At 63.3% G+C, this 19,448-nt stretch carries 21 protein-coding genes and 1 pseudogene; 8 read left to right on the plus strand and 14 right to left on the minus strand.

Translation table 11 applies throughout. The annotated features are described in order from the left end of the window. Positions 1–227 (minus strand): annotated as a pseudogene (locus tag BN1121_RS20065) (hypothetical protein); the annotation flags it as partial. A gap of 169 nt (positions 228–396) precedes the next feature. On the opposite strand from BN1121_RS20065, the gene BN1121_RS13780 reads away from it, so the two are divergent. Beyond that, positions 397–1,302 (plus strand): hypothetical protein, encoded by a 906-nt coding sequence (locus tag BN1121_RS13780; RefSeq protein ID WP_043158046.1) that lies wholly within the window; start codon positions 397–399, stop codon positions 1,300–1,302. 97 nt (positions 1,303–1,399) lie between these two features. On the opposite strand, the gene BN1121_RS13785 is transcribed toward BN1121_RS13780, so the two are convergent. Further along, on the minus strand, positions 1,400–1,873 hold the full coding sequence (locus BN1121_RS13785; protein ID WP_005359085.1) for a hypothetical protein: 474 nt from the start codon (positions 1,871–1,873) through the stop codon (positions 1,400–1,402). A 227-nt stretch (positions 1,874–2,100) separates the two neighbouring features. Here BN1121_RS13785 and BN1121_RS13790 point away from each other — a divergent pair, with 227 nt between their 5' ends. Next, on the plus strand, positions 2,101–2,703 hold the full coding sequence (locus tag BN1121_RS13790) for a pentapeptide repeat-containing protein (RefSeq protein ID WP_005359087.1): 603 nt from the start codon (positions 2,101–2,103) through the stop codon (positions 2,701–2,703). 8 nt (positions 2,704–2,711) lie between these two features. Here BN1121_RS13790 and BN1121_RS13795 read toward each other — a convergent pair whose 3' ends face one another. From BN1121_RS13795 to BN1121_RS13850, 12 genes are all read right to left on the minus strand, one after another. Beyond that, a complete protein-coding gene (locus BN1121_RS13795; RefSeq protein WP_005359088.1) occupies positions 2,712–3,350 on the minus strand; it encodes an exopolysaccharide biosynthesis protein in 639 nt (212 codons plus the stop codon). Positions 3,351–3,468: 118 nt separating this feature from the next. After that, positions 3,469–4,473: an adenosine deaminase gene (gene add / locus BN1121_RS13800; protein WP_005359090.1), complete on the minus strand. Its 1,005-nt coding sequence runs from the start codon at positions 4,471–4,473 to the stop codon at positions 3,469–3,471. 135 nt (positions 4,474–4,608) lie between these two features. Then, entirely contained in the window at positions 4,609–5,418 is an 810-nt protein-coding gene (gene yidA / locus BN1121_RS13805) for a sugar-phosphatase (protein WP_005359094.1), read from the minus strand. 68 nt (positions 5,419–5,486) lie between these two features. Next, positions 5,487–7,172 carry a flagellar assembly protein A gene (locus tag BN1121_RS13810; protein ID WP_005359097.1) on the minus strand — a complete coding sequence of 562 codons (1,686 nt, stop codon included), beginning with the start codon at positions 7,170–7,172 and terminating at the stop codon, positions 5,487–5,489. Positions 7,173–7,316: 144 nt separating this feature from the next. Further along, positions 7,317–7,790: an outer membrane lipoprotein gene (locus BN1121_RS13815; RefSeq protein WP_005359100.1), complete on the minus strand. Its 474-nt coding sequence runs from the start codon at positions 7,788–7,790 to the stop codon at positions 7,317–7,319. Between the two features lie 96 nt (positions 7,791–7,886). Next, positions 7,887–8,375, minus strand: coding sequence for a GNAT family N-acetyltransferase (locus BN1121_RS13820; protein WP_005359101.1), 489 nt, complete (start codon positions 8,373–8,375; stop codon positions 7,887–7,889). 15 nt (positions 8,376–8,390) lie between these two features. Further along, positions 8,391–8,750 (minus strand): DUF6559 family protein, encoded by a 360-nt coding sequence (locus BN1121_RS13825; protein WP_005359104.1) that lies wholly within the window; start codon positions 8,748–8,750, stop codon positions 8,391–8,393. 46 nt (positions 8,751–8,796) lie between these two features. Beyond that, complete coding sequence (locus BN1121_RS13830; RefSeq protein ID WP_005359107.1) at positions 8,797–9,147, minus strand: nitrous oxide-stimulated promoter family protein; 351 nt, start codon at positions 9,145–9,147, stop codon at positions 8,797–8,799. A gap of 139 nt (positions 9,148–9,286) precedes the next feature. After that, positions 9,287–11,089: an aminopeptidase P family protein gene (locus BN1121_RS13835; protein WP_005359110.1), complete on the minus strand. Its 1,803-nt coding sequence runs from the start codon at positions 11,087–11,089 to the stop codon at positions 9,287–9,289. 32 nt (positions 11,090–11,121) lie between these two features. After that, positions 11,122–11,781, minus strand: coding sequence for a GntR family transcriptional regulator (locus BN1121_RS13840; protein ID WP_005359112.1), 660 nt, complete (start codon positions 11,779–11,781; stop codon positions 11,122–11,124). Between the two features lie 92 nt (positions 11,782–11,873). Next, positions 11,874–12,419, minus strand: coding sequence for a cytochrome b (locus tag BN1121_RS13845; protein WP_005359115.1), 546 nt, complete (start codon positions 12,417–12,419; stop codon positions 11,874–11,876). A 374-nt stretch (positions 12,420–12,793) separates the two neighbouring features. Further along, the gene (locus BN1121_RS13850) at positions 12,794–13,060 is read right to left on the minus strand and encodes a hypothetical protein (RefSeq protein ID WP_005364047.1); all 267 of its coding nucleotides are present in this window, start codon (positions 13,058–13,060) and stop codon (positions 12,794–12,796) included. A 134-nt stretch (positions 13,061–13,194) separates the two neighbouring features. On the opposite strand from BN1121_RS13850, the gene BN1121_RS13855 reads away from it, so the two are divergent. The 6 genes from BN1121_RS13855 (at position 13,195) to BN1121_RS13880 (ending at position 19,403) form a co-directional block, all read left to right on the plus strand. Then, a complete protein-coding gene (locus BN1121_RS13855; protein WP_005364049.1) occupies positions 13,195–14,016 on the plus strand; it encodes an HDOD domain-containing protein in 822 nt (273 codons plus the stop codon). A gap of 77 nt (positions 14,017–14,093) precedes the next feature. Continuing rightward, entirely contained in the window at positions 14,094–14,597 is a 504-nt protein-coding gene (locus tag BN1121_RS13860; protein WP_043158347.1) for a GNAT family N-acetyltransferase, read from the plus strand. 57 nt (positions 14,598–14,654) lie between these two features. Beyond that, positions 14,655–15,125 carry an Lrp/AsnC family transcriptional regulator gene (locus BN1121_RS13865; protein WP_005364052.1) on the plus strand — a complete coding sequence of 157 codons (471 nt, stop codon included), beginning with the start codon at positions 14,655–14,657 and terminating at the stop codon, positions 15,123–15,125. Positions 15,126–15,250: 125 nt separating this feature from the next. Further along, positions 15,251–15,508: a DUF2442 domain-containing protein gene (locus BN1121_RS13870; protein ID WP_005364054.1), complete on the plus strand. Its 258-nt coding sequence runs from the start codon at positions 15,251–15,253 to the stop codon at positions 15,506–15,508. Between the two features lie 224 nt (positions 15,509–15,732). After that, entirely contained in the window at positions 15,733–17,697 is a 1,965-nt protein-coding gene (locus tag BN1121_RS13875; RefSeq protein ID WP_043597978.1) for a TonB-dependent copper receptor, read from the plus strand. 95 nt (positions 17,698–17,792) lie between these two features. Then, on the plus strand, positions 17,793–19,403 hold the full coding sequence (locus BN1121_RS13880; protein ID WP_005345499.1) for an alpha-amylase family glycosyl hydrolase: 1,611 nt from the start codon (positions 17,793–17,795) through the stop codon (positions 19,401–19,403). The last annotated feature ends 45 nt before the right edge of the window (positions 19,404–19,448 follow it).

Raw genomic sequence — 19,448 nt, forward strand, 5'->3', positions numbered from 1 at the left:
CCACCGTTTTCACCGTTTCCGCCGTCTTCACCGTTGCCGCCGTCTTCACCGTTGCGACCGTCTTCGCCATTGCTGCCGTCTTTACCGTTGCGACCGTTCTCGCCGGGGAGGGCGTTGTCGCCCAGGTGAGTTCGCTCGCTAGGTTCGAACGTCGGTTTGGTCGGCGGGTGAGTGAGGGCTAGTGAGGGGCAGCAGGTGATGAGCAGGAGCAGGGGAAAGATACGCATATGATCGGGCCACTTCTCGACGGGGGGATCTGGTGAGGTGAATTCATGGTGTCGCGTCGCGTGCGTTATGCCTCATTTGATACCCATCGGTCAATGCCCATATGGGGCTTTTATGACAGGACTGAGGGATTACAATTCCGGGCTCATTCTCGTTGTCAGGTCTATTGTGATGAAAAAAACAACAGTTGCGCTGCTTGCCATTGTTCCTGCTCTGCTGATGCCGGCCCATGCCGAATATTTCCACTGGGTCAATTCTAAATATGAGCAGATCACTTATGGCTGCCAGATGTATAGCCTGAATATGCCGGAAGGGGCGACCCTGTTGGTTGGCCATAATTTCAATAACACTGGCCCCAACGCGGAAGGGTCCGTTTCTGCCGGTATGCTGAGAATCAGCTCCTACATGCAGTCAGATAAAAGCTATCGCGGTTTTGAGCTGCATGGTACCGATGGCCTCATGAATCCTCGCCCCGATGGCGCCCCGATGTTCATGAAGATCGGCGTGGCGGCGGGGAGCAATCCCGACAATCACATGATGGCCAGGATCACCGATCTAGAGAGAGCCGCCCCCTATGTCAGCGGTGGCACTCAGGTGAACATGCGCTTCTATAATGACAAAGATCAGCCCATTTATAAGGGTTTCCTGCCGCGCTATCTCTCCTTGTGTGGCAGCACTCTCCCCTCTTTTGACAGTCTCGTTGGTAATAGAATCAATATTGAGATCAAGGGGCTGAAGGTTCAGTACGAGCGCTTCAACCAGCCCAAGGCGCTGAGCACCAGCCAGGACCTGGTGGGTGAAGTTCAGCTGGCCTGGGAGAACATGGATAATACTAGTTTCCCGAATCGCCAGCACAAGACCACCCGGATCTTCCGTGCCGAGAAATTGGCCGATGCCAGCAAGATGAAGTATATCGAGATCGCTCGTCTCGAACCCGTCGAGACGCGTTATATCGATATTTCATCGGATAAGAATGCTCTGGTGGTCGGTCAGGAGTATGACTATCAGGTGCGTTATTGCGATCGCTATGAGTTCTGCGACCCGAATAATATTTCGGCCTTGGGCATCGCCCGCTGAGTATCCAAAAACTGGCACAGTGAGGGAGGCTTAGGCCTCCCTTTTTATTATTTGCTCTGGTTGTGATGCCGAGATTTCATTGCGTGCACTCTGAGAATCAGGTGGCGCCGGCATCCCTGTCTTGGCGCCGAAAGAGGTTCTTCCAGAGGGCATCGAATCCGCGCACGTCGAACTCACGGCCATTGACCATGATGCTGGTCGCCTTGGCCATGTCGGTGGCGATGGCATGGGCCTCCTGGCCTGTAACAAGGCGCCAGCAGATGTTATAGCCCCCTTTTTGCTGCTGCATGTGCTCGGCCGCGTAGTGCTTCTCGCCGACGAGCATGGTGTCGTCGCACGTCGGGTCATTGCCAATGCCGACCATGAAGGCGCTTCTCTCCTTGCCGTGTTCATAGATGATGCCCGAGACGCCGTCGCTATAGATGGCGCTGGTGGTGCTCTGCTCCCCTTGCCCCTGTTGGATGAGCTTCCAGCGGTTGGTATCTTTGCCGGCCACGCTCAACACCTCGTATTGAGCGCAGCCTGCGAGAGCGGCTGCCATCATCAGCACGCCTGTCTTCATGTACTTCATCTTATCCATTCCTTTGCTTGCGGTCGGTCGATTGGGCTTCAATGGGTGCCTGTCGGCTTGTGAGGCGACGCAGTGTAAGTGTCGCCATAAGGGGCGTCCATTCCCTGACTGGTGGGTGGCCACGCCAGGGCCTCGAGGTGCCGCGCTTATGCGCGGCGGCGTGTTACTCTTGCCTCTTTCATTACACCGAGTGCCGAGCTTCGGAGCAGTTAAAGAGGGGTTACACCATGACGACACAGTGGAGTGACGATGAGTTTTGCCTGGGGCGCCGTTTTAGCGGGCTCGAGTTGGCCGAGAGCCGTCACGAAGGGATCGAGTTTGAAGAGTGCCACTTCACCCAGTGCGACCTCTCGGGGGCACAGTTCAGGCGCTGCACCTTCGTCAATTGCACCTTTACTGGCTGCAACCTGAGCATGGTGGACTTCGCCTGGTCCACGCTCTTCGACGCTACCTTCACCGAATGCAAGCTGGTGGGCGTCGACTGGACGCGCCTGACCTGGGCTCCCTATCACAGGGATTTTGGCCTGCGTTTTCAGCTTTGCCTCCTGCATCACGCCTCCTTCTTCGGGCTCACCCTGCAGCGACTGGTGCTCGAGGAGTGTGGTCTCCATGATGCCGATCTGCGTGATGCCGACCTGACTCAGGCCTGCCTGAGGGGGAGCGACTTCTCCCGAGCCCAGTTTCGCAAGACCAGGCTGGGAGGCGCCGACTTCAGCGACGCCACCGGCTATGACATCGACGTGCGGGAGAACGAGGTCAAAGGGGCCCGTTTCTCCCGCTTCGAGGCGCTCGCCTTGCTGGAGTGCCTGGGGCTAGAGCTGGTGGATTGAGCGGGCCCTTAGCCGAGCAGGTTGGCCGCACCCTGGCCCGCCTTGAGGGCCGCGATTCCGAGGGCGGTAAACCAGCCCAGGGTGGCGGTCAGCAGGGTATAGCCACCGGCGATCAGCAGGCCGTCGCGCTGCAGCATGCCGGCGGCGAGGAACAGGATGCACCAGGCCGGCAGGGTGTTGGTGAACGGAATGGCACCGAGCGGCAGCATCAGCAGCAGGGCGGCGGCCACGATCAGCAGGCCGTTGACCCGGTTGATGGCGGGGCTCTCGCTGAGTATCAGCAGGCGGGGGCGGATGTAGCGATCGAGCCTGGCCAGCAGGGCGGCACCCTTGTGCAGGGTGGCCTTCAGCTGGTCGGTGGCGAAGTGGCGCTCCATCAGGATGCGGGGCAGCCAGGGCACCCGATTGAGGGCGATGCCGATACCGATCAGCAGGATCAGCAGACCAAAGGGGGTGCTGACGCCTGGGATGGAGACCGGCAGCAGGAAGGGCACGGTGAGCAGCAGGCAGAAGAGCAACATACCCTGCTCGCCGATCAGCTCCAGCATCTGGCGCAGGCTGACCCGCTCCCCCTGCAAGGCGTGCGCCGTGCTGGTGAGGGTGGTCGATAGGGTCGTCTTGGGGTCGTTCAGGGGGGCCGATGTCATGGGGCATCCTCAGGGGGCGGGCACCATGCCTGCCGTTCGCGCGCAGCTTAGCCAGTGACGGTGAACGGCCCATGAATGAAAAGGGCCCGCATCAGGCGGGCCCGTCATCGGCGCGGGATCAGGCGCGGGCGGCGCAGCGCTCGGCCAGGGCCTGCTTCTCGGCGTCGCCGAGGAAGGCCAGGGTCAGGCCGTTCTGTTGGGCCTGACGGATCTCGGCAGCGCTGAGGCCGACGGCCGGGGCGGCCACCTCATACTCATGGGGCAGCTCGATCCCCTCGACCGCCGGATCATCGGTGTTGAGGCAGGCGAGGATGCCGTGAGCCAGGAACTGGCGGATCGGGTGGCGCTCGAAGCTCTCCACCGTGCTGGTTTGCACGTTGGAGGTGAGGCAGGACTCGATGCCGATGCGACGCTCGGCGAGATAATCCATCAGGCGCGGATCCTCAATGGCCTTGACCCCGTGACCGATACGCTCGGCGCCGAGATCCTGGATCGCCTGCCACATGCTCTCGGGGCCTGCGGCCTCACCGGCGTGGACTGTGACTCGCAGGCCGGCATCGCGCACCCGGCGGAAGTGCTCGGTGAAGAGCTCACCGGGGAAGCCCAGTTCGTCGCCGGCGAGATCGATAGCGACCAGGGCATTGGCATGGGCGAGGCAAGCCTCCAGCTCGCGGCGGCACTGCTCGGTGCCGAAGGTGCGGCTCATGATGCCGATGAGGTTGGCCTGCACGCCGAAGTCACGGCAGCCGGCACGAACCCCGTCGACCACCGCCTCGACGACCCCCTGCGGATCGAGCTTGTGAGCCATGGCCATATAGGCGGGGCTAAAGCGCAGCTCGGCATAGTCGATGCCGGCGCGTAGCAGATCCTCGGCGTTCTCGTAGGCGACCCGGCGGCAGGCGTCGTAGTCGGCCAGCACGGCAACCCCCCAGTCCAGCTTCTTCAGGAAGGCCACCAGACTCGGTTCGTTTTCGACGATCTGCACGTGGGGGCGCAGCGCCTCCAGCTCATCGGCCGGCAGGACAATGTTATGGCGACGGCCGAGCTCCAGTATGGTTTGGGCGCGGATGTTGCCGTCCAGGTGACGATGCAGGTCGGTAAGGGGAAGCGAGCGGTCGATCATGAGGGGCCTTCTTCTAATAAATCTGCCTGTAGTGGCTGACATTCTAGGGAGGGATGGGGGAAAAGATAGCCTGCCAGGGGAAGTTCTGGCAGGCAATTCTTCGGGCCGTGACGGGAATCGTTTTTACCGCAAGACTCAGTGGCCGAGCACGAAACGCTCGATGGCGAGGGCGACGCCGTCCTCGTCATTGCTGGCCGTGATGTGATCCGCCATGGCCTTGAGCTCCTCGGTGGCGTTGCCCATGGCGATGCCGAGACCGGCATACTCGATCATGTGGCTGTCGTTACCCGCATCCCCCATGCAGATCACCTGCCCCTGCGTGAGACCCAGATGCTCGGCCAGGGCCGCCACCCCGGCACCCTTGTGGCTCTCGCGGTTCATGATCTCGAGGAAGAAGGGGGCGCTCTGCACCACTGTGTACTCCCGATGCAGCTCAGCCGGCAGACGGGCGATGGCCGGGGCGAGCAGCTCGGGCGGGTCGACCAGCATCACCTTCAGGATCTCCTCCTCGGGGGAGAGCTCGGCGAAGTCGAGCAGGGTGATGGGAAGATCGTTGAGGCGCGATTCGTGCTCTGTGTAGTGGTTCAGGGCCGGGGTGATCAGGCCCCGTACCGGGGAGAAGGCGTGCACGTTGACCCCGAGCCCGGCGGCCAGGCTGGCGATGTGGCTCGCATCGCGGCCGCGCAGAGACTGGCTGCGGATGACGCTGCGGTCGGCCGCCCGCTGCACCAGGGTGCCGTTGTAACAGATGACGTAGTCCTCTTCCCCCATCATGCCGAGCTCCTCCAGATAGGCGCTCATCCCCTCCAGGGGGCGGCCGGAGGCGAGCACGACGGTCACTCCCTGCTGGCGGGCGGCGGCGATGGCGGCCTTGTTGCGCGCGGAGATCTGCTTCTGATGGTTGAGCAGGGTTCCATCCATGTCGAGGGCGATCAGTTTGTACATACGTCAACTACCTGATGAAGAGGGCGGGGAGGGCAGAGTCTACTCAAAAGCCGCCGCCGATGCGACGATCAGTGAGTGGCCTTGGCGGGCATGTTCCAGGGCTGTAGCTGGGCCTTGCCCTCCTGGATATGGATGCGGCAGGGCCCATGCTCGCTCTGGGCCCGGTAGGTGAGATCGGCCAGCTCCACTTCGACGCCGGGGTAGAGGCGCACTGTGGCGGTGACGTGGATGGTGCCGAGCACGGCCGCCAACTCGTCATGCAGCTCTTCGAGGGCGCCGTTGACTTCCTTCAGGCGAGCCATGTGGTGTTCCCTCTGCTCCTTCAGGCGCAGCAGCAGGGCACGATCCCGTTTCTCCTGGGGGAGCTTGACCAGCTTGATCAGAAGCGCCTGCAGCTTACCCAACATGGCCTGGGTTTCACTCTTCTCCTGAGTCAGCTCTTGCTCTTGCGAGTGGAGGGCGAAGTAACCCCCGAGCACCTGCAGCCGGGTATGGTTGGCCGCCAGGGCGCCGATGATGGGGGCCTGGATGCTCTCGTTGGCGATGGCGAGGCCGCCGAGCAGGGTACCCTTGCGACCGCTGGCATCGCCGACGATCAGGCTTTTACCCGCCCGGCAGTAGCAGTGCGAGACCTGGTTCTGGATCAGCAGATCCTGATCGGACTCCAGGCTGGCGTATTGGGCGAAGGCGACCGTCAGGTTGCCCTGGGCACTGAGTCGGCAGGTGAAGGCCTTGTGGTCTGTGGTGCGATGGCCGATGGCCCCGTGCTTGATGGCCAGGTGGCCACCGGCCTGCACCTGGGCGGATTCGACGAAGCCACCGATGGCGACGTCACCACTCGCGGTCACCTTCATGCCCGGCTCGACATCCCCTGTGATGATGAGGCTGCCATTGAAATCCACATGCCCGTGCTTGGCGTCCACCGACTTGATGGTCAGCAGGTTGTCCACCACCATGGTGTTCTTGTCGTGCCTCGGCATGCCGGCCCGCTGGGCCACCAGCAGATTGGGATTGCTGGCGCTGATCTCGCTCCCCTCTCCGGCGATGAGGGGGGCATCCTTACCCGGTTTGGGAGGGAGGGGTTGCCCCTGCACGTTGACGCCGGCCTCTCCCTCCGTGGCCGGGTGGCGCCGCAGCAGAGGCGTGCCGGCCTGCACCGTGGTGAAGGTACCGAGATCGCGCAGGTCGACACGTCCGTGATCCAGCTCGCGGGGCTTGAGCACCCGTTCTGCCAGGGTCTCGACCAGGGGCTCGAAGCGACAGTCGAGGCCATTCTTGGCCGGCGTGCCGCGGGCGATGGGCAGCACCTGTTCACTACCGGCCGGGGCATGGTGCATCACGGCCACCGCTTGGCGCTCCAGATCGGGGCTCTGCCCCACAGTGATGCCGGCCGCGGCCATCGCCTCTTGCAGCCGTTCAAGGGTGAGAGGCTCACCGCCCCAGTCGGCCACCACGGTGGCGTAGGCCGTCATCTTGTCCTTGTCGATCTGGATCTTGAGTTGGGCATCGCGGCGGGCGGCTATGCAGAAGCGGTCAATGGGGGCGGGGACTTCATGGGCGGCCTGCAGGGCATTGAGGCGGGCCACCGCCTGCTTTATCCCCTCAAGTTGAGGCTGCCAGCGGTGCCAGGGGGAGGACTTGAGCAGAGCCTGAAGCTGGTTTTCGCTGCAACTGGTTGCGTTCTTGAGACGCAGAAATAGTTTCTCTTGGTCCTCATTGTCGGACCCCGTCTCCAGCCAGCTCTGATCCAGCATACACCCTCCTTAGTCTGGAGCAGTATCTTGAGTATTTGCTAAAGGGGTCAATGACGTTGTCCCAAATCGGTGATCTGCTGCAGGATCTGGCATAAAAAAACGAAAAAGACCCCGAATGGGGCCTTTTCTTTCTGCTGGCGTGACTCAGTTGATGACGGCGACGTTGACTCGACCGTTCCCCTGGCTCATGCGTACCTTGGCACCCGGCTGGAACTTGGCGTCCGCCTTCTGGACCACGGCGATGACTTCGCCCGTGTCCTTGCGGATCTCCAGCTCGACCCCATCGACCTGGTTTAACTTGTCGTTGACGGCCTTACCGGCTGCTGCACCCGCGATGGCGCCACCGGCGGCGGCGATATCGCGACCCGTGCCCCCGCCGACTGTGCTACCCAGCAGGCCACCGACCACGGCACCGCCAATGGTGCCGAGCAGACCGCTGTCATCGGCCTGGATCTTGACCGGACGCACGGCCTGGATGGTGCCATAGGTGACGGTCTGCACCTGCTTGGCGCGATCGGCGGTGTAGACATCGCCGGAGTAGATGTCGCTATTGGCGCAGCCAGCCAGGGCGGCGGCGATCAGGGTCAGCAGGGTCAGTTTCTTGCTCGTATTCAGCATGGTGAGTCACCCTCTTAAAAATTGTTCAACATTTGGACGCTTCCACTCTACCCCTGTCGCGCGCAGAGGCAAATCTGAAATCTGTAACCAAGTGTGTTAGGCGCGCGCCTCCTGGCTCTCGGCGTCGATGGCGAAGTGGAGCGTCTTCTCCAGCACGTTGCGCGGCTCACCCGGGCCGAAATACTCGGCCTCGACGGCGACCAGTTGATAGCCTAGCCGCTCGTAGAGGCGGTTGGCCAGGTTGGCCGGATCCACGGTGAGCCTGGCCCTGTGGATCCCCTGTTTGCGCAGCTGCCACTCCAGCTCCTCCAGCAGCCGCTGGGCCAGCCCCTGGCTGCGTGCTTCGGGCACCACCGCGAGGGAGAGTATCCAACCCAGCTCGGCATCTTCACCGAGCCCTCCCAGCACATAGCCCAGCAGTTCGCCCTCCCGCTCGGCCACGATCAGCAGATCAGGCCAGAGATCCAGCGCCTGGCGGAAGAAAAAAGAGGGGTAAACGGGATCGCCAAACACCCGTGACTCGATCTGCCAGATGGCGTGCAGATCGGCGGTGTGGGCCAGGCGGATGATGGGCGATGCGGTCATGACGGTTCCTCAAACTCAATACTGGTGGAAGCGGGCGCCCTGGGTCTGGACGGTGCGGTCCGTGCCGCCACGCCAGCCGCCGCGTTTGCACAGGGTGAGCAGGTCGTGGGCGGTGAAGGGGTGGCCCGGGTCGAACAGGCGACTGGCCAGCTTGGTGCGCAAGACGAGCAGCTCTTGCTCCTCGGCTCCAGGTTGGCGAAAGAGAGCGTGCAGGGCCTGGCGGGCGAGGGCGCCCAGCCGTTCCCGATGAGCCAGATTCTCCAGCTGGGCCTGGGTATAGGCGTCGGCCGGGCCATAGTCCCGTTGCAGGCGCAAGGCCAGGGGGAGCACACGCTTGAGGGCGCGACGCAGTCGCAGGCGGGCGATCAGGGACATGGCGACTCTCCTCCATTAGTAGGAGGGGGAGTATGCCGTCCTCGCTCTAGCGCGGCAAGGGACGATTGTCCGGGCGGATTGGGCTGCGGCGCCGGCCATCCAGCCAATGACGCAGGGTCAACCAGGGGTGTCGCCAGAGCATGGGTACTCTGGCCCACAGGCTCATCTGTTGCAGTCGCAGGTGGCCGGCGGCCGGGAAACAGGGGTGATCACAGCGCACGCAGTTGGGCTTGTCGGCACCAAAGCGACACAGGCGCAGCCGGTTATCCGCCACGTTCACCAGTCGCTTGCAGTCACACTCCTGCTCACCGCGGTGATGGTGGCGGCAGAAGAGTCTGATCTTGGTGTGCATGGCGCGACGCTCGCGATGCAGTCGGGGGTGGGTCAGCGTATTCATAGGGGGGCCTATTGTCGTCATCCCGGCGTCTGGCTCCATGACGCGGATCAAGAAAGGGTGCGCCACTGCGGTTGGCGAGCCAGTAAACAAATCCGGGCCACTGGGGCCCGGATTGAGGGGGATGAGTCGTTCGACCCCGTTACAGCAGCTCGGTCGCCTGCTCTAACCAGGCGAGATCGTCCCCTTCCAGCAGGGGAGTGAGGCGGCGGCGCACCTCGGCGTGGTACTCGTTGATCCAGCGGAACTCATCCGGGCTCAGCAGGGAGCGGTCGATGAGGCGGGTATCGAACGGCACATGGGTGAGGCGCTCGAAGCGCAGCATGGGCACCTCGCTCGGCTCCTCACACTCGGTGACTACCACCAGGTTCTCGCAGCGAATGCCGAAGCCATCTTCCCGGTAGTAGCCCGGCTCGTTGGAGAGCACCATACCCGGCAGCAAGGGCTCCAGATTGCCTTTGGGGCCGATGCGCTGGGGACCTTCGTGGACACTCAGGAAGTGGCCGACGCCGTGGCCGGTGCCGTGGTCGTAGTTGAAGCCGGCCTTCCACAGGGGGAGGCGAGCCAGCACGTCGAGCTGGATGCCGGCGGTGCCGCGCGGGAAGCGCGCCTGATCGAGGGCGATATGGCCCTGCATGACGCGGGTGAAGAGGGCCTTCTGCTCCTCGGTCACCTCACCGACGCAGAGGGTGCGGGTGATGTCGGTGGTACCGTCGAGGTATTGGCCGCCCGAGTCCACCAGATAGATGCCATCCAGGCCGAAGGGGCGTGGCACACCATTGGTGTGGCGGTAGTGGCACATGGCGGCATTGGGACCCAGGGCCGAGATGGTGTCAAAGCTCGGCTCCACGTACAGATCGCTCTCCTTGCGGAACGCCTCGAGGCGGTCGGCCAGGGTTCCCTCATCCACGCCATCAAGGTCACCGCTCTGCACCAGGCGATCCAGCCAGGCCAGGAAGCGCACCACGGCGACCGCGTCGCGCTGGTGGGCATTGTGCATGCCGGCCAGCTCCACCTGGTTCTTGCTGGCCTTGAGGCGCAGGGTCGGATCCTGACCGGCCACCAGGGTGGCACCGGCCTCTTCCAGGGTGAGCTGGCTCCAGGCATTGCTGGTGGCCGGGTCGGCCAGCACCCGCAGACCATCTTCACCGAGTCGGCAGAGTACTTCGCCCAGCTTGTCGATGGGGTGGAGGGAAACGTCGTTGCCCACGTGCTGGGTGAAGGCGAAGCACTCGAGCTTGTCGGTGTCGACGAAGAAGTCCAGGGTGCCGTTGGCATAGAGGATGGCGAAGCCGAGCACCACGGGCAGGCGCTCCACGTCGCGTCCACGCAGATTGAGCAGCCAGTTGATCGACTCGACCTGGGTCAGCAGGGCGGCATCGAGGCCGCGTTTTCTCAGGTCGGCGGCGATACGCTCACGCTTGGTGGTGCTGGACTCTCCTGCAAACTCCTCCCCATAGAGGATGGCCGGCGTCTTGCTCGGTGCCGGACGGTCGCTCCAGTGCAGGTCGACAGGGTTCTGCTCGACGGGGCGCAGCTCAATGCCTCTCTCCTCGAGCAGGGCCTTCGCCTCGCGATACCAGTTCAGGCTGTGCAGTCGCGGGTCGAAACCGACCCGGGCGCCACACTCGAGCTGGTCGGCCAGCCAGGCGACGTGGGGGGTCTCGATCAGGTGGTGATATTCGAAGATCTCGCCCGGGGCCTGCAGGCGGGCCTGCACCGTGTAGCGACCGTCGACAAACAGAGCCGCCCTGTGGGTCAACACGACGGCGACACCGGCAGAGCCGTTGAAGCCGGTGAGCCAGGCGAGGCGCTCGGCGTCGGCGGGGATGTATTCTCCCAGATGCTCATCATCATGGGGGACGATGAAGGCATCCAGCTCAAGGGATCTCAGGGTATCCCGGACCTGGACGACCCGGTTGGCGATGATCTCAGGGGTTTGCATGTCAGTTGCCATTATGAGTTACGAGCGAGTGGTTATTTGCCGGACTGTAGTATCTGTTTGACCGAGTGGGCCGCATCGGCGATATGGCGCTGTAGCAGCACCACGGCCTCATGCTTGCGGCGCTGTCGGCACAGGGCCAGCAGGTGGGCGTGCTCCCGTTCGGCCTTCTCTACCCCGTCGTGGGCGAAGAGCAGCTCGAAGCGGACGTAGCGATCACAGCTGAGGTTGATCTGGGCGATAAGCTCCAGGGCCTGGGGTCGCCCGGCGGCGCGATAGAGGGTGGCATGAAAGCGATGATTCAGCTCAGCCCAGCGTTCTACCTGGGTTCCGCTCTCCAGCGCCTGGTCAAATTCGGCCAAGATAGCCTCTGCCTCGGCAAAGGTGGCCTCAGTCATTAGGTCGACGGCGTGGAACAGGGTATCGGCTTCCAGCAGGCCTCGCAAATAAAACAGCTCATCGATTGTGCTGCTCTCGAGCTCGGTAACAACAGCACCACGATGGGCGGTGAACTTGACCAGCCCCTGGGCTTCGAGCTGCATCAGGGCCTCGCGCACCGGAATGCGGCTTACCCTGAGCTCGCGGGCCAGGGCATCCTGGCGCAGAGGGGCGCCGGCGGGGAGCTCGCCACTGAGAATGCGGGCGCGCAGGTTCTCCATCACCATCCGGGTCCGGGTCTGGTAGGTCGCGGTCATGTCATCCCTGTTGGTTTACCCGCACTCCGGCGGGCCGGTCAGGCAGCAGACCACAGATGAGGCGCTCATGCAAGGTCTGCCACCGCCCGAATTCAGCGTCTGCGGGGGAGCATATTGGTCAGGGTCGTGTCCTTGAGGATGTGGTGGTGATAGATGGCCGCGACCGCATGGAGGGCAATCAGGGCATAGCCAAAATTGGCGATCAGCTCGTGTGCCTCCTTAATCGGCTCGCGCAGATCGGGGCTGGGGGCGATGAGGGCGGGCAGCTCGGCCCCGAAGAAGGGAACGGGCTTGCCGGCGGCGCTCAGGAGCAGCCACCCCAGCAAGGGGAGTAGGACGATCAGGGCATAGAGGCCGAGGTGGCCGAGGCGGGCCAGCTTCTCCATCCAGGCGGGCGGGGTGGGGACGATGCGCGGCGAGGGCCAGAGCAGCCGCAATACCACTCGTCCCAGCGCGATGAAGAAGATGCCAAGACCGAGCATGAAGTGCCACTGCTTCATCAGGTCGCGCTCGATAGAGCCCTTGGGGAAGAGGCCGCGAAACTCCATGGTGCTGTAGACGGCGATGATCAATAACAGCGTCAGCCAGTGCAGGGCGATAGAGGCGATGCCATACCCTCGTTCACTATTTTGGATCACGTTCTGCTCCTTAGAGTGAGGGCCCCCCGAGGGGGCAATGAGACTACCTTAATCCATAATGAAAGCAGGGTAAAAGGGGCGCAGTGCGACTTGGCTTCGTGGCGGGAGTCGGTGTAGGCTGGAGTCGGTGTTGATCGTTTTTTCACCGCCGCTTGCATATGGAGGGAGACCGGGTCAGTCCCGAGTCTCGCCGTGTCTCGGTCTGATATGGAGCTCACAGCATGAGTAAATCCCATGGCAAAGATGCCAAGAAGAAGCCGCAGATGACCCTGAAAGAGAAACGGGAGGCCAAGCGTACCAAGGACGAGTTGAAGGGGGCCGGTGGGCCGATGAAATAATCGAAACAAAAAAGCCAGCATTCGCTGGCTTTTTTGTTACTCCTCGTCGTCCGCCCAGGGCATCTCGGGCAGGCTATCGAGAAAGCCCTGATAGCGCTCCAGGTTGAAGGGGGCGCCGTCGGCCTCCATGGCCATCAGCTCGGCGGCGAGGGCACAGACGATATACTCGGTCGCCTCTTCCCGGCTCAACCCCTTCATGGTCAGGCGCAGCAGGGTGGCGGTGGTGTGAGGCGGGTTACGCTCGGAGAGCTGGTTGGCCACGATCTCGCGCAACATGGCTTCGTCGAACAGGGTATCGCTCATGGGATCTCCTCAGGGATGAGGCGGTAGTATATCACGGCAGAAAAGCGCATTTATTTTGTGTCGGGGCCGCGCACCGGGATTTGCACACATACTTGCTCCCTAGGGGTTGCCCCTGTTCAGCGAGGATACGCAAGATGCCCAGCATTGCCTCTCTGCTCGATGAGACGCAGAACCTTCCCAACATTCCAGAGGTTGTCAGAGAGCTGATCCAGTCCCTCAACGAGCGGGAACCGGATCTGCTGACTATCGCCAAACATATTGCCAAGGATCCGGTGATCTCGGCCAAGTTGCTGCGGGTGGCCAACTCGGCCCGCTTCGGTGGCAACCGCCAGATCGCCACCGTCAACGAAGCCGTGGTGCGGCTGGGACTGGCCGTGGTGCGCAACATGGTGCTGGCCAGCGGACTGACCGGCGCCATGCGCGATATTCCGGGTATCGACCTGCGTCACTACTGGGGGCATGTGTTCGAGGTGGCCGAGCTGGCTCGTCGCCTGGCGGTGGCGGCCAAGCGTAACGGAGAAGAGGCCTTCACCTGTGCCCTGATCCATGATCTGGGCCGGCTGGTCATGCATGCCGGGCTGCCGGCGCATACCATCCATCACATCGTCGATCTGGAGCCCACCAAGGGCCGCGCCAAGGCCGAGGCACTGGTGGTGGGGTTCAACTATGCCCAGGTGGGCGCCGAGCTGGCGCGCCAGTGGCATTTCCCCGACTTCATCTGTCAGGCGGTGGAGTTTCACTACAACCCCATCAAGGCGCCCGAGTTCTCGGCGGATGCGGCCCTTATCCATCTGGCCCTGGTTCTCTCGGCCCAGAGCGAGGTGAGCGAGGCTCCGCCTCTGGAGTGGCCGGGAGAGATATCGGCCCGCGTCGGTCTGGTGTGGGAGCGCTGCGCCGCCGTGTTGCAGGAGGCGCGCGAGCAGGACAACCCCTTCGCCGCCCTGCTGGCGGCCTGAGCCGGGGCGGGAGACCGCCCTTGCCTTTGCGCCCCTGCGTGCGGCACCCTGTGCTTTTTACCCGAGAGCCACCCATGTTGATCGAAACCGAACACCTTCGCCTGCGGGAACTGGTCGCAGACGATGCGCCCTTTATCCTCGAGCTGCTCAACGATGCCGACTTTCATCGCTACATCGGCGATCGCGGGGTGCGTACCCTGGATCAGGCGCGTCACTACATAGAGCAGGGGCCACGGGTCAGCTACGGCCGCCACGGCTTCGGGCTCGGCATGGTAGAAGGGCGCAGCGATGGCGTGCCCATGGGGATCTGCGGCTTCGTCAAACGAGATCATCTGGAGCATGTGGATATCGGCTATGCCTTCCTGCCCGCCTTTCGCGGTAGAGGGCTTGCCCTCGAGGCGGCCCGGGCCGTGCTGATGGACGGTCGACGTCGCCTGGGCATCGAGCGGGTGCTGGGGGTTGTGACGCCGGAGAATCATGCCTCCATCCGCCTGCTGGAGCGGCTCGGTCTGCGCCTGCAGGGGCGCGTCATGATGGGGCAGGATGAGTGTCTGCTGCTGGCGCTCACTCCCGGCGATTGAGTTTGCCGGGACAAACGGGCACTCTGAAGGCGTCGTCAAGCAGCAGGAAACAAAGGAATGAAGAACCTGGACCAACTCGACCTCGATATCCTCTCCCATCTGTTTCGCGATGCCGGGATGACCAACAAGGATCTGGCCGCCCTGGTCGGGGTCGCTCCGTCGACCTGCCTCGAGCGGGTGCGAAAGCTGCAAGGGGAGGGGGTGCTCAAGGGGGCGCACTGCGAGGTCGATCACCAGGCTCTGGGTGGGCATATCCAAGCCATGGTGTCCCTGCGCCTGGCCCGTCACAGCCGGCAGATCATCGACGAGCTGCGCGACGCCATCATAGGGCTGCCCGAAGTGATCAGCCTGTTCCACATGGGCGGCAAAGATGACTTCCTGGTGCACCTGTGTGTGCCCGACACCGACCACCTTCGCAACTTCGTGTTCGATCACTTCACGTCTCGGGAGGAAGTGGTCCATCTGGAGACCTCGTTGGTGTTCGAGCACAGGTTCAGCCGTTCTCTTCCCTGTTTCAATCGACCCTAAGTGGACTGTCCCTTCTCCTTTACATCCGGGTGACTTGTCTCCGGGATAGAGTGCGTTTCCCCTGACTTCTGGTCCGGCTCCACCTCCTTATAATGGGCAAAATTCCATCATAGGAGCTGTCAAGGATGCCGGTCTTTATCGATGTGGAGTATCTCGCCCCCTGGCGCCTGTTCGTGGTGTTGTCTGACGGTACCACGGGGGAGCTGGACCTTGCCCCCTGGCGCAGTCAGCCGCTGCTGGCCGGGATTTGCGATGAAAATAGCTTCGCTCGGGTCAGCCTGGATGATCGCCACCGCCTGAGCTGGCCATCCGGCTGCGTCATCTCTGCCCATGAAATTTATCACCTGATTGAGTCCGAATCTCACCCCAGCCTCTGCCACTGAGTTTTGTGATCCTGAACAAGATTCCAGTTGCAGAAAGGTTAGGGTGATTGCATTTTTTTCTGCCAGGGCGTAAAACCTGCGCAACATTTTTCCAACCAGCTTCCAAAGGGTCTCTCATCTGCTAATGAGGCCCTTTTTTGCGCCTCAATCGCAAACATTTCCCTTGGGGTAACCTTGGCTGGCTGAGGAAACGACAACAAAAAAACAGAGCATAAGGAAAGTGTATGGCTTGTTATTCGCTGACTCCCCTGGCCATGGCGGTCGCCATGGCTCTCCCTCTTCACGCGGCCGAGGTACAGGTGCTGGATCCCATGGTGGTGGTGGCCTCGCGTCCTGCCGATACCCTGATGGTGACCCTGGATCCGAAAAAGCCCGGCTCACCCATGCCGGCGGCCGACGGGGCCGGTTATCTGAAGAACATCACCGGCATGAGCATGGTGCGCAAGGGAGGGCTCGGCGGTGATCCGGTGCTGCGTGGCATGGGCATGTCCCGCCTCAACGTACAGGTGGATGGTGGCATGCTGGCGGGTGGCTGCGGCGGGCGCATGGATCCGCCGACGGCTTATCTCTTTCCCCAGTCGTTCGATCGCATCCGGGTGCTCAAGGGGCCTCAATCTCTGGAGCATGGCGCAGCCCTGGCCGGTACCGTCCTGTTTGAGCGGGATCAACCCAGGTTCAGTGAGCCGGGTCTGATGTTCGATGCCTCGGCACTCTATGGCAGCGCCGGACGGGACGATCAGATGCTCGACGGCACGTTGGGTTCCGAAACGGGCTACCTGCGTACCCAGTTCACCCACTCCGATGCCGATGACTATGAAGATGGCCATGGCGAGCGGGTGCGCTCCTTCTACCGCAGGGAGAACGCCATCGCCCAGCTCGGCTGGACGCCCACGGAGCAGACCCTGATCGAGCTGACCGCCGAGCGCAGCAACGCCCGCGCCGCCTACGCGGATCGCATGATGGATGGCCCCAAGTTCGATCGCGAGTCGTTCGGTCTCAAGGCGCGCCAGCTCGAGATCAACGACTGGTGGCGACGCAGCGAGTTGACCCTGTGGGACAACTACATCGATCACATCATGGATAACTTCTCCCTGCGCCCCAGCAACGGAATGAAGCGCCTCTCCAACCCGGATCGTGAGAATCAGGGGGGGCGCTGGGCCAACGACATCGCCCTGCCAGGAGCCCTGGTGCTGACGGCGGGTCTCGACACCAACCGGGATCAACACAGGGGGCGCGGCGGGGTCGATTACGACAGCAAGCCGCGCATGCAGACGCTCTCCTTCGATCAGGATGGGCGCTTCTTGGAGCTGGGGGGGGAGTGGGGGGCGCACAGCGCCAAGACCGGCTATCGCCGGGATCGGGTACAGACCCATGCCTACGAGCTGGAGCAGGTGAGCGAAGAGGTGGTCGATCGCCTCGACAGCACCTTTGCCCGCTACGAGTATCGCTTCGGTGCGCCGCTCATGGGCTACCTGGCCTGGGGTCAGGCCGAGCGGGCCCCCGACTTCTGGGAGCGCAGCCGCGACACCACGCCCTTCAGCCTCAAGCCCGAGCAGAGCCGTCAGTGGGATGCCGGCCTTGCCTGGCGTACCCGGGATCTGGATGTGACCCTCTCCCTGTTTGCCGCCCGTCTCGACGACTATCTGCTCTACACCGCCCGCCCCGGTAGCAAGCCGGCCATGCGCAACGTGGATGCCGAGACCCGGGGTGGTGAGCTGGAGCTGCGCTGGCAGCTGGCGGAGCAGTGGCGCCTCGATAGCGGTGTCGCCTACACCTTCGGCAGCAACCAGAGCGAGCGGCGGGCCCTGGCCCAGATGCCGCCGCTGGATGGCAAGCTGGCATTGACCTGGCAGCCCGAGGAGCGCTGGAACACCACCCTGGTGGGTCGCGCCGTGGCGAGTCAGGAGAGGGTCGACGTGGGTGCCGGTAACGTGGCCGGTCAGGATCAGGGCGCGACCCCCGGTTTTGCCACCCTGGGTTGGAGCGCCGCCTGGCAGGTGACCCCCGAGTGGCAGCTCTCCGGCGGCGTCGACAACCTGTTCGACACCTTCTATTACGAGCACCTCTCCAAGTCGGTGCACGCCAGCCAGGCCGATATCGGCTACGAGCAGAGCGGGCGGATCCCGGAGCCGGGGCGCACCTTCTGGCTCGGGGTCAGCTACCGTTTCCGCAGCGCCGGGGCGCTGTAGTGCGGTAACGGTTTCAATCACGGCAAGGGTCCCCTCATTCCCGCTATGATGGGGCCCGATTCGGTTCTTTTTTACTCCACAGCGGGAATATAACAATGAAACACGGATGGACTCGCGCCGCGACCCTGGTCGCGGCCACCCTCTGGCTCGCCGCTTGCGGCGGCAGTGGCGGCAGCTCCCCCAACCCTACACCTCCCACCAACCCAGAAACCAAACCCGAGCCGGGCTCCCGGGCCTGCTACGGCCAGAGCCAGGCTGCCTGTAACCTGCGCATGTATCAGGTCATGGTCGAATCCTTCGTCGACGGCGATGCCAGCCGGGGCTACGGGGTCGGCTATGGCCCCTCCCATCATCAGGGCGATCTGGCCGGCATCCGCCAGAATCTGGACCACATCGCCTCCCTCGGAATCAACGCCCTCTGGCTCACGCCGGTGTTCGACTCCTGCGCCGGCCAGGGCGGCGACGATCGCCTGGACGCCACCGGCTACTTCGCCTGTGACTACTTCAGGGTCGACCCCAACTTCGGCAGCAACGCCGAGCTCAAGGCGCTCATCGACGCGGCCCACGCCAAGGGGATGTACGTCATCCTCGACGGGGTGTTTGGCCACGTCAACAGGGTTGGGGTGAGCCAGGCCTCCCCCGAGGGGCGCCTGCCGGCCCTCAAGAGCGGTGGCGCCGGCTATCCGGGGCAGCTGGTGGATTACAGCCAGCCCCAGAGTCTCGCCTACTTCCAGGAGGTGGCCCGCTACTGGATTGAGCACTATGGCATCGATGGTTGGCGCCTCGATCAGGCCTATCAGCTCGATCTCGACAGCTGGCGCGCCATCCGCAAGACGGTCGAAGCCGCCAGCGCCGCTCGCAAGGCCAAGGGGGAACAATGGGGTACCCTGGGTTATCTGGTGGGTGAGGTGTGGGACGGTGCCGAGGCCATCAGTCGTACCACCTATGGTCCGGCCGACGCGCCGGCCCTGCCGTCTGCCTTCGACTTTCCCCTGCGCTATGGTCTGATGCAGGCGCTGGCGGTGGAGGAGTCGGGCAAGGGGGGGCAGGGGGCTGCCGTGCTCGACGCCAGTTGGAACAAGGTGGAGAACTACCCGTCCCACGCCATGCCCAACCTGATGCTGGGTAACCACGACCTGGTGCGTTTTGGCGATCTGCTGCAACGCGGTGGTTTCTCTGCCGAGAGCTACTGGCAGCGCCACAAGGCGGCCTTCAGCTTCCTCGCCGCCCGCTCCGGCCCTATCACCCTCTACTACGGAGAGGAGTGGGGTGACGAGGTGCCGGGCTTTGCCGCCAAGGTGTCGGGCGAGTGCGCCGGTCAGGGACTGTGTGACGACCACGTCTCGCGCAGCAGCGGCAAGGTGCCGGCTACCTTCACGCCGGACGCCGACCAGCGCGATCTCAAGGCTTATCTCGGCAAGCTGATGGCGCTGCGGGCCGCCCATCCGGCCCTCTATCGCGGCGAGCGCAGCAAGCTGGTGGCCGAGGGGAGCCTCTACGGCGACATCAAATCGGCGGACGGGGAGCAGATCGTTTACCTGCTCAACGTCTCCACCGCCCCCCTGAGCTACACCCTGCCGGCCGGCAAGCTGGGCAGCGCCGGCAGCCTGGAAGATCTGCTGACCGACGAGAAGATCCTGCTCGGCGGCAGCAGCCAGGCCATCGAGGTGGCGCCCCTCACCGGCCGCTTCCTGTTGGCGCGATAGTCGTTTCCCTGCGTGAAACAGTGAGGCCCCTTTCGGGGCCTCACT

The sequence above is a fragment of the Aeromonas diversa CDC 2478-85 genome (assembly GCF_000819805.1).
Lineage (GTDB): Bacteria > Pseudomonadota > Gammaproteobacteria > Enterobacterales > Aeromonadaceae > Aeromonas > Aeromonas diversa.

What these genes read in the sequence shown, in the direction of transcription:
- BN1121_RS13780 (WP_043158046.1), top strand. Translation starts at nt 397, where the DNA reads ATGAAAAAAACAACAGTTGCGCTGCTTGCCATTGTTCCTGCTCTGCTG.
- BN1121_RS13785 (WP_005359085.1), bottom strand. Translation starts at nt 1,873, where the DNA reads ATGAAGTACATGAAGACAGGCGTGCTGATGATGGCAGCCGCTCTCGCA.
- BN1121_RS13790 (WP_005359087.1), top strand. Translation starts at nt 2,101, where the DNA reads ATGACGACACAGTGGAGTGACGATGAGTTTTGCCTGGGGCGCCGTTTT.
- BN1121_RS13795 (WP_005359088.1), bottom strand. Translation starts at nt 3,350, where the DNA reads ATGACATCGGCCCCCCTGAACGACCCCAAGACGACCCTATCGACCACC.
- add (WP_005359090.1), bottom strand. Translation starts at nt 4,473, where the DNA reads ATGATCGACCGCTCGCTTCCCCTTACCGACCTGCATCGTCACCTGGAC.
- yidA (WP_005359094.1), bottom strand. Translation starts at nt 5,418, where the DNA reads ATGTACAAACTGATCGCCCTCGACATGGATGGAACCCTGCTCAACCAT.
- BN1121_RS13810 (WP_005359097.1), bottom strand. Translation starts at nt 7,172, where the DNA reads ATGCTGGATCAGAGCTGGCTGGAGACGGGGTCCGACAATGAGGACCAA.
- BN1121_RS13815 (WP_005359100.1), bottom strand. Translation starts at nt 7,790, where the DNA reads ATGCTGAATACGAGCAAGAAACTGACCCTGCTGACCCTGATCGCCGCC.
- BN1121_RS13820 (WP_005359101.1), bottom strand. Translation starts at nt 8,375, where the DNA reads ATGACCGCATCGCCCATCATCCGCCTGGCCCACACCGCCGATCTGCAC.
- BN1121_RS13825 (WP_005359104.1), bottom strand. Translation starts at nt 8,750, where the DNA reads ATGTCCCTGATCGCCCGCCTGCGACTGCGTCGCGCCCTCAAGCGTGTG.
- BN1121_RS13830 (WP_005359107.1), bottom strand. Translation starts at nt 9,147, where the DNA reads ATGAATACGCTGACCCACCCCCGACTGCATCGCGAGCGTCGCGCCATG.
- BN1121_RS13835 (WP_005359110.1), bottom strand. Translation starts at nt 11,089, where the DNA reads ATGCAAACCCCTGAGATCATCGCCAACCGGGTCGTCCAGGTCCGGGAT.
- BN1121_RS13840 (WP_005359112.1), bottom strand. Translation starts at nt 11,781, where the DNA reads ATGACCGCGACCTACCAGACCCGGACCCGGATGGTGATGGAGAACCTG.
- BN1121_RS13850 (WP_005364047.1), bottom strand. Translation starts at nt 13,060, where the DNA reads ATGAGCGATACCCTGTTCGACGAAGCCATGTTGCGCGAGATCGTGGCC.
- BN1121_RS13855 (WP_005364049.1), top strand. Translation starts at nt 13,195, where the DNA reads ATGCCCAGCATTGCCTCTCTGCTCGATGAGACGCAGAACCTTCCCAAC.
- BN1121_RS13865 (WP_005364052.1), top strand. Translation starts at nt 14,655, where the DNA reads ATGAAGAACCTGGACCAACTCGACCTCGATATCCTCTCCCATCTGTTT.
- BN1121_RS13870 (WP_005364054.1), top strand. Translation starts at nt 15,251, where the DNA reads ATGCCGGTCTTTATCGATGTGGAGTATCTCGCCCCCTGGCGCCTGTTC.
- BN1121_RS13875 (WP_043597978.1), top strand. Translation starts at nt 15,733, where the DNA reads ATGGCTTGTTATTCGCTGACTCCCCTGGCCATGGCGGTCGCCATGGCT.
- BN1121_RS13880 (WP_005345499.1), top strand. Translation starts at nt 17,793, where the DNA reads ATGAAACACGGATGGACTCGCGCCGCGACCCTGGTCGCGGCCACCCTC.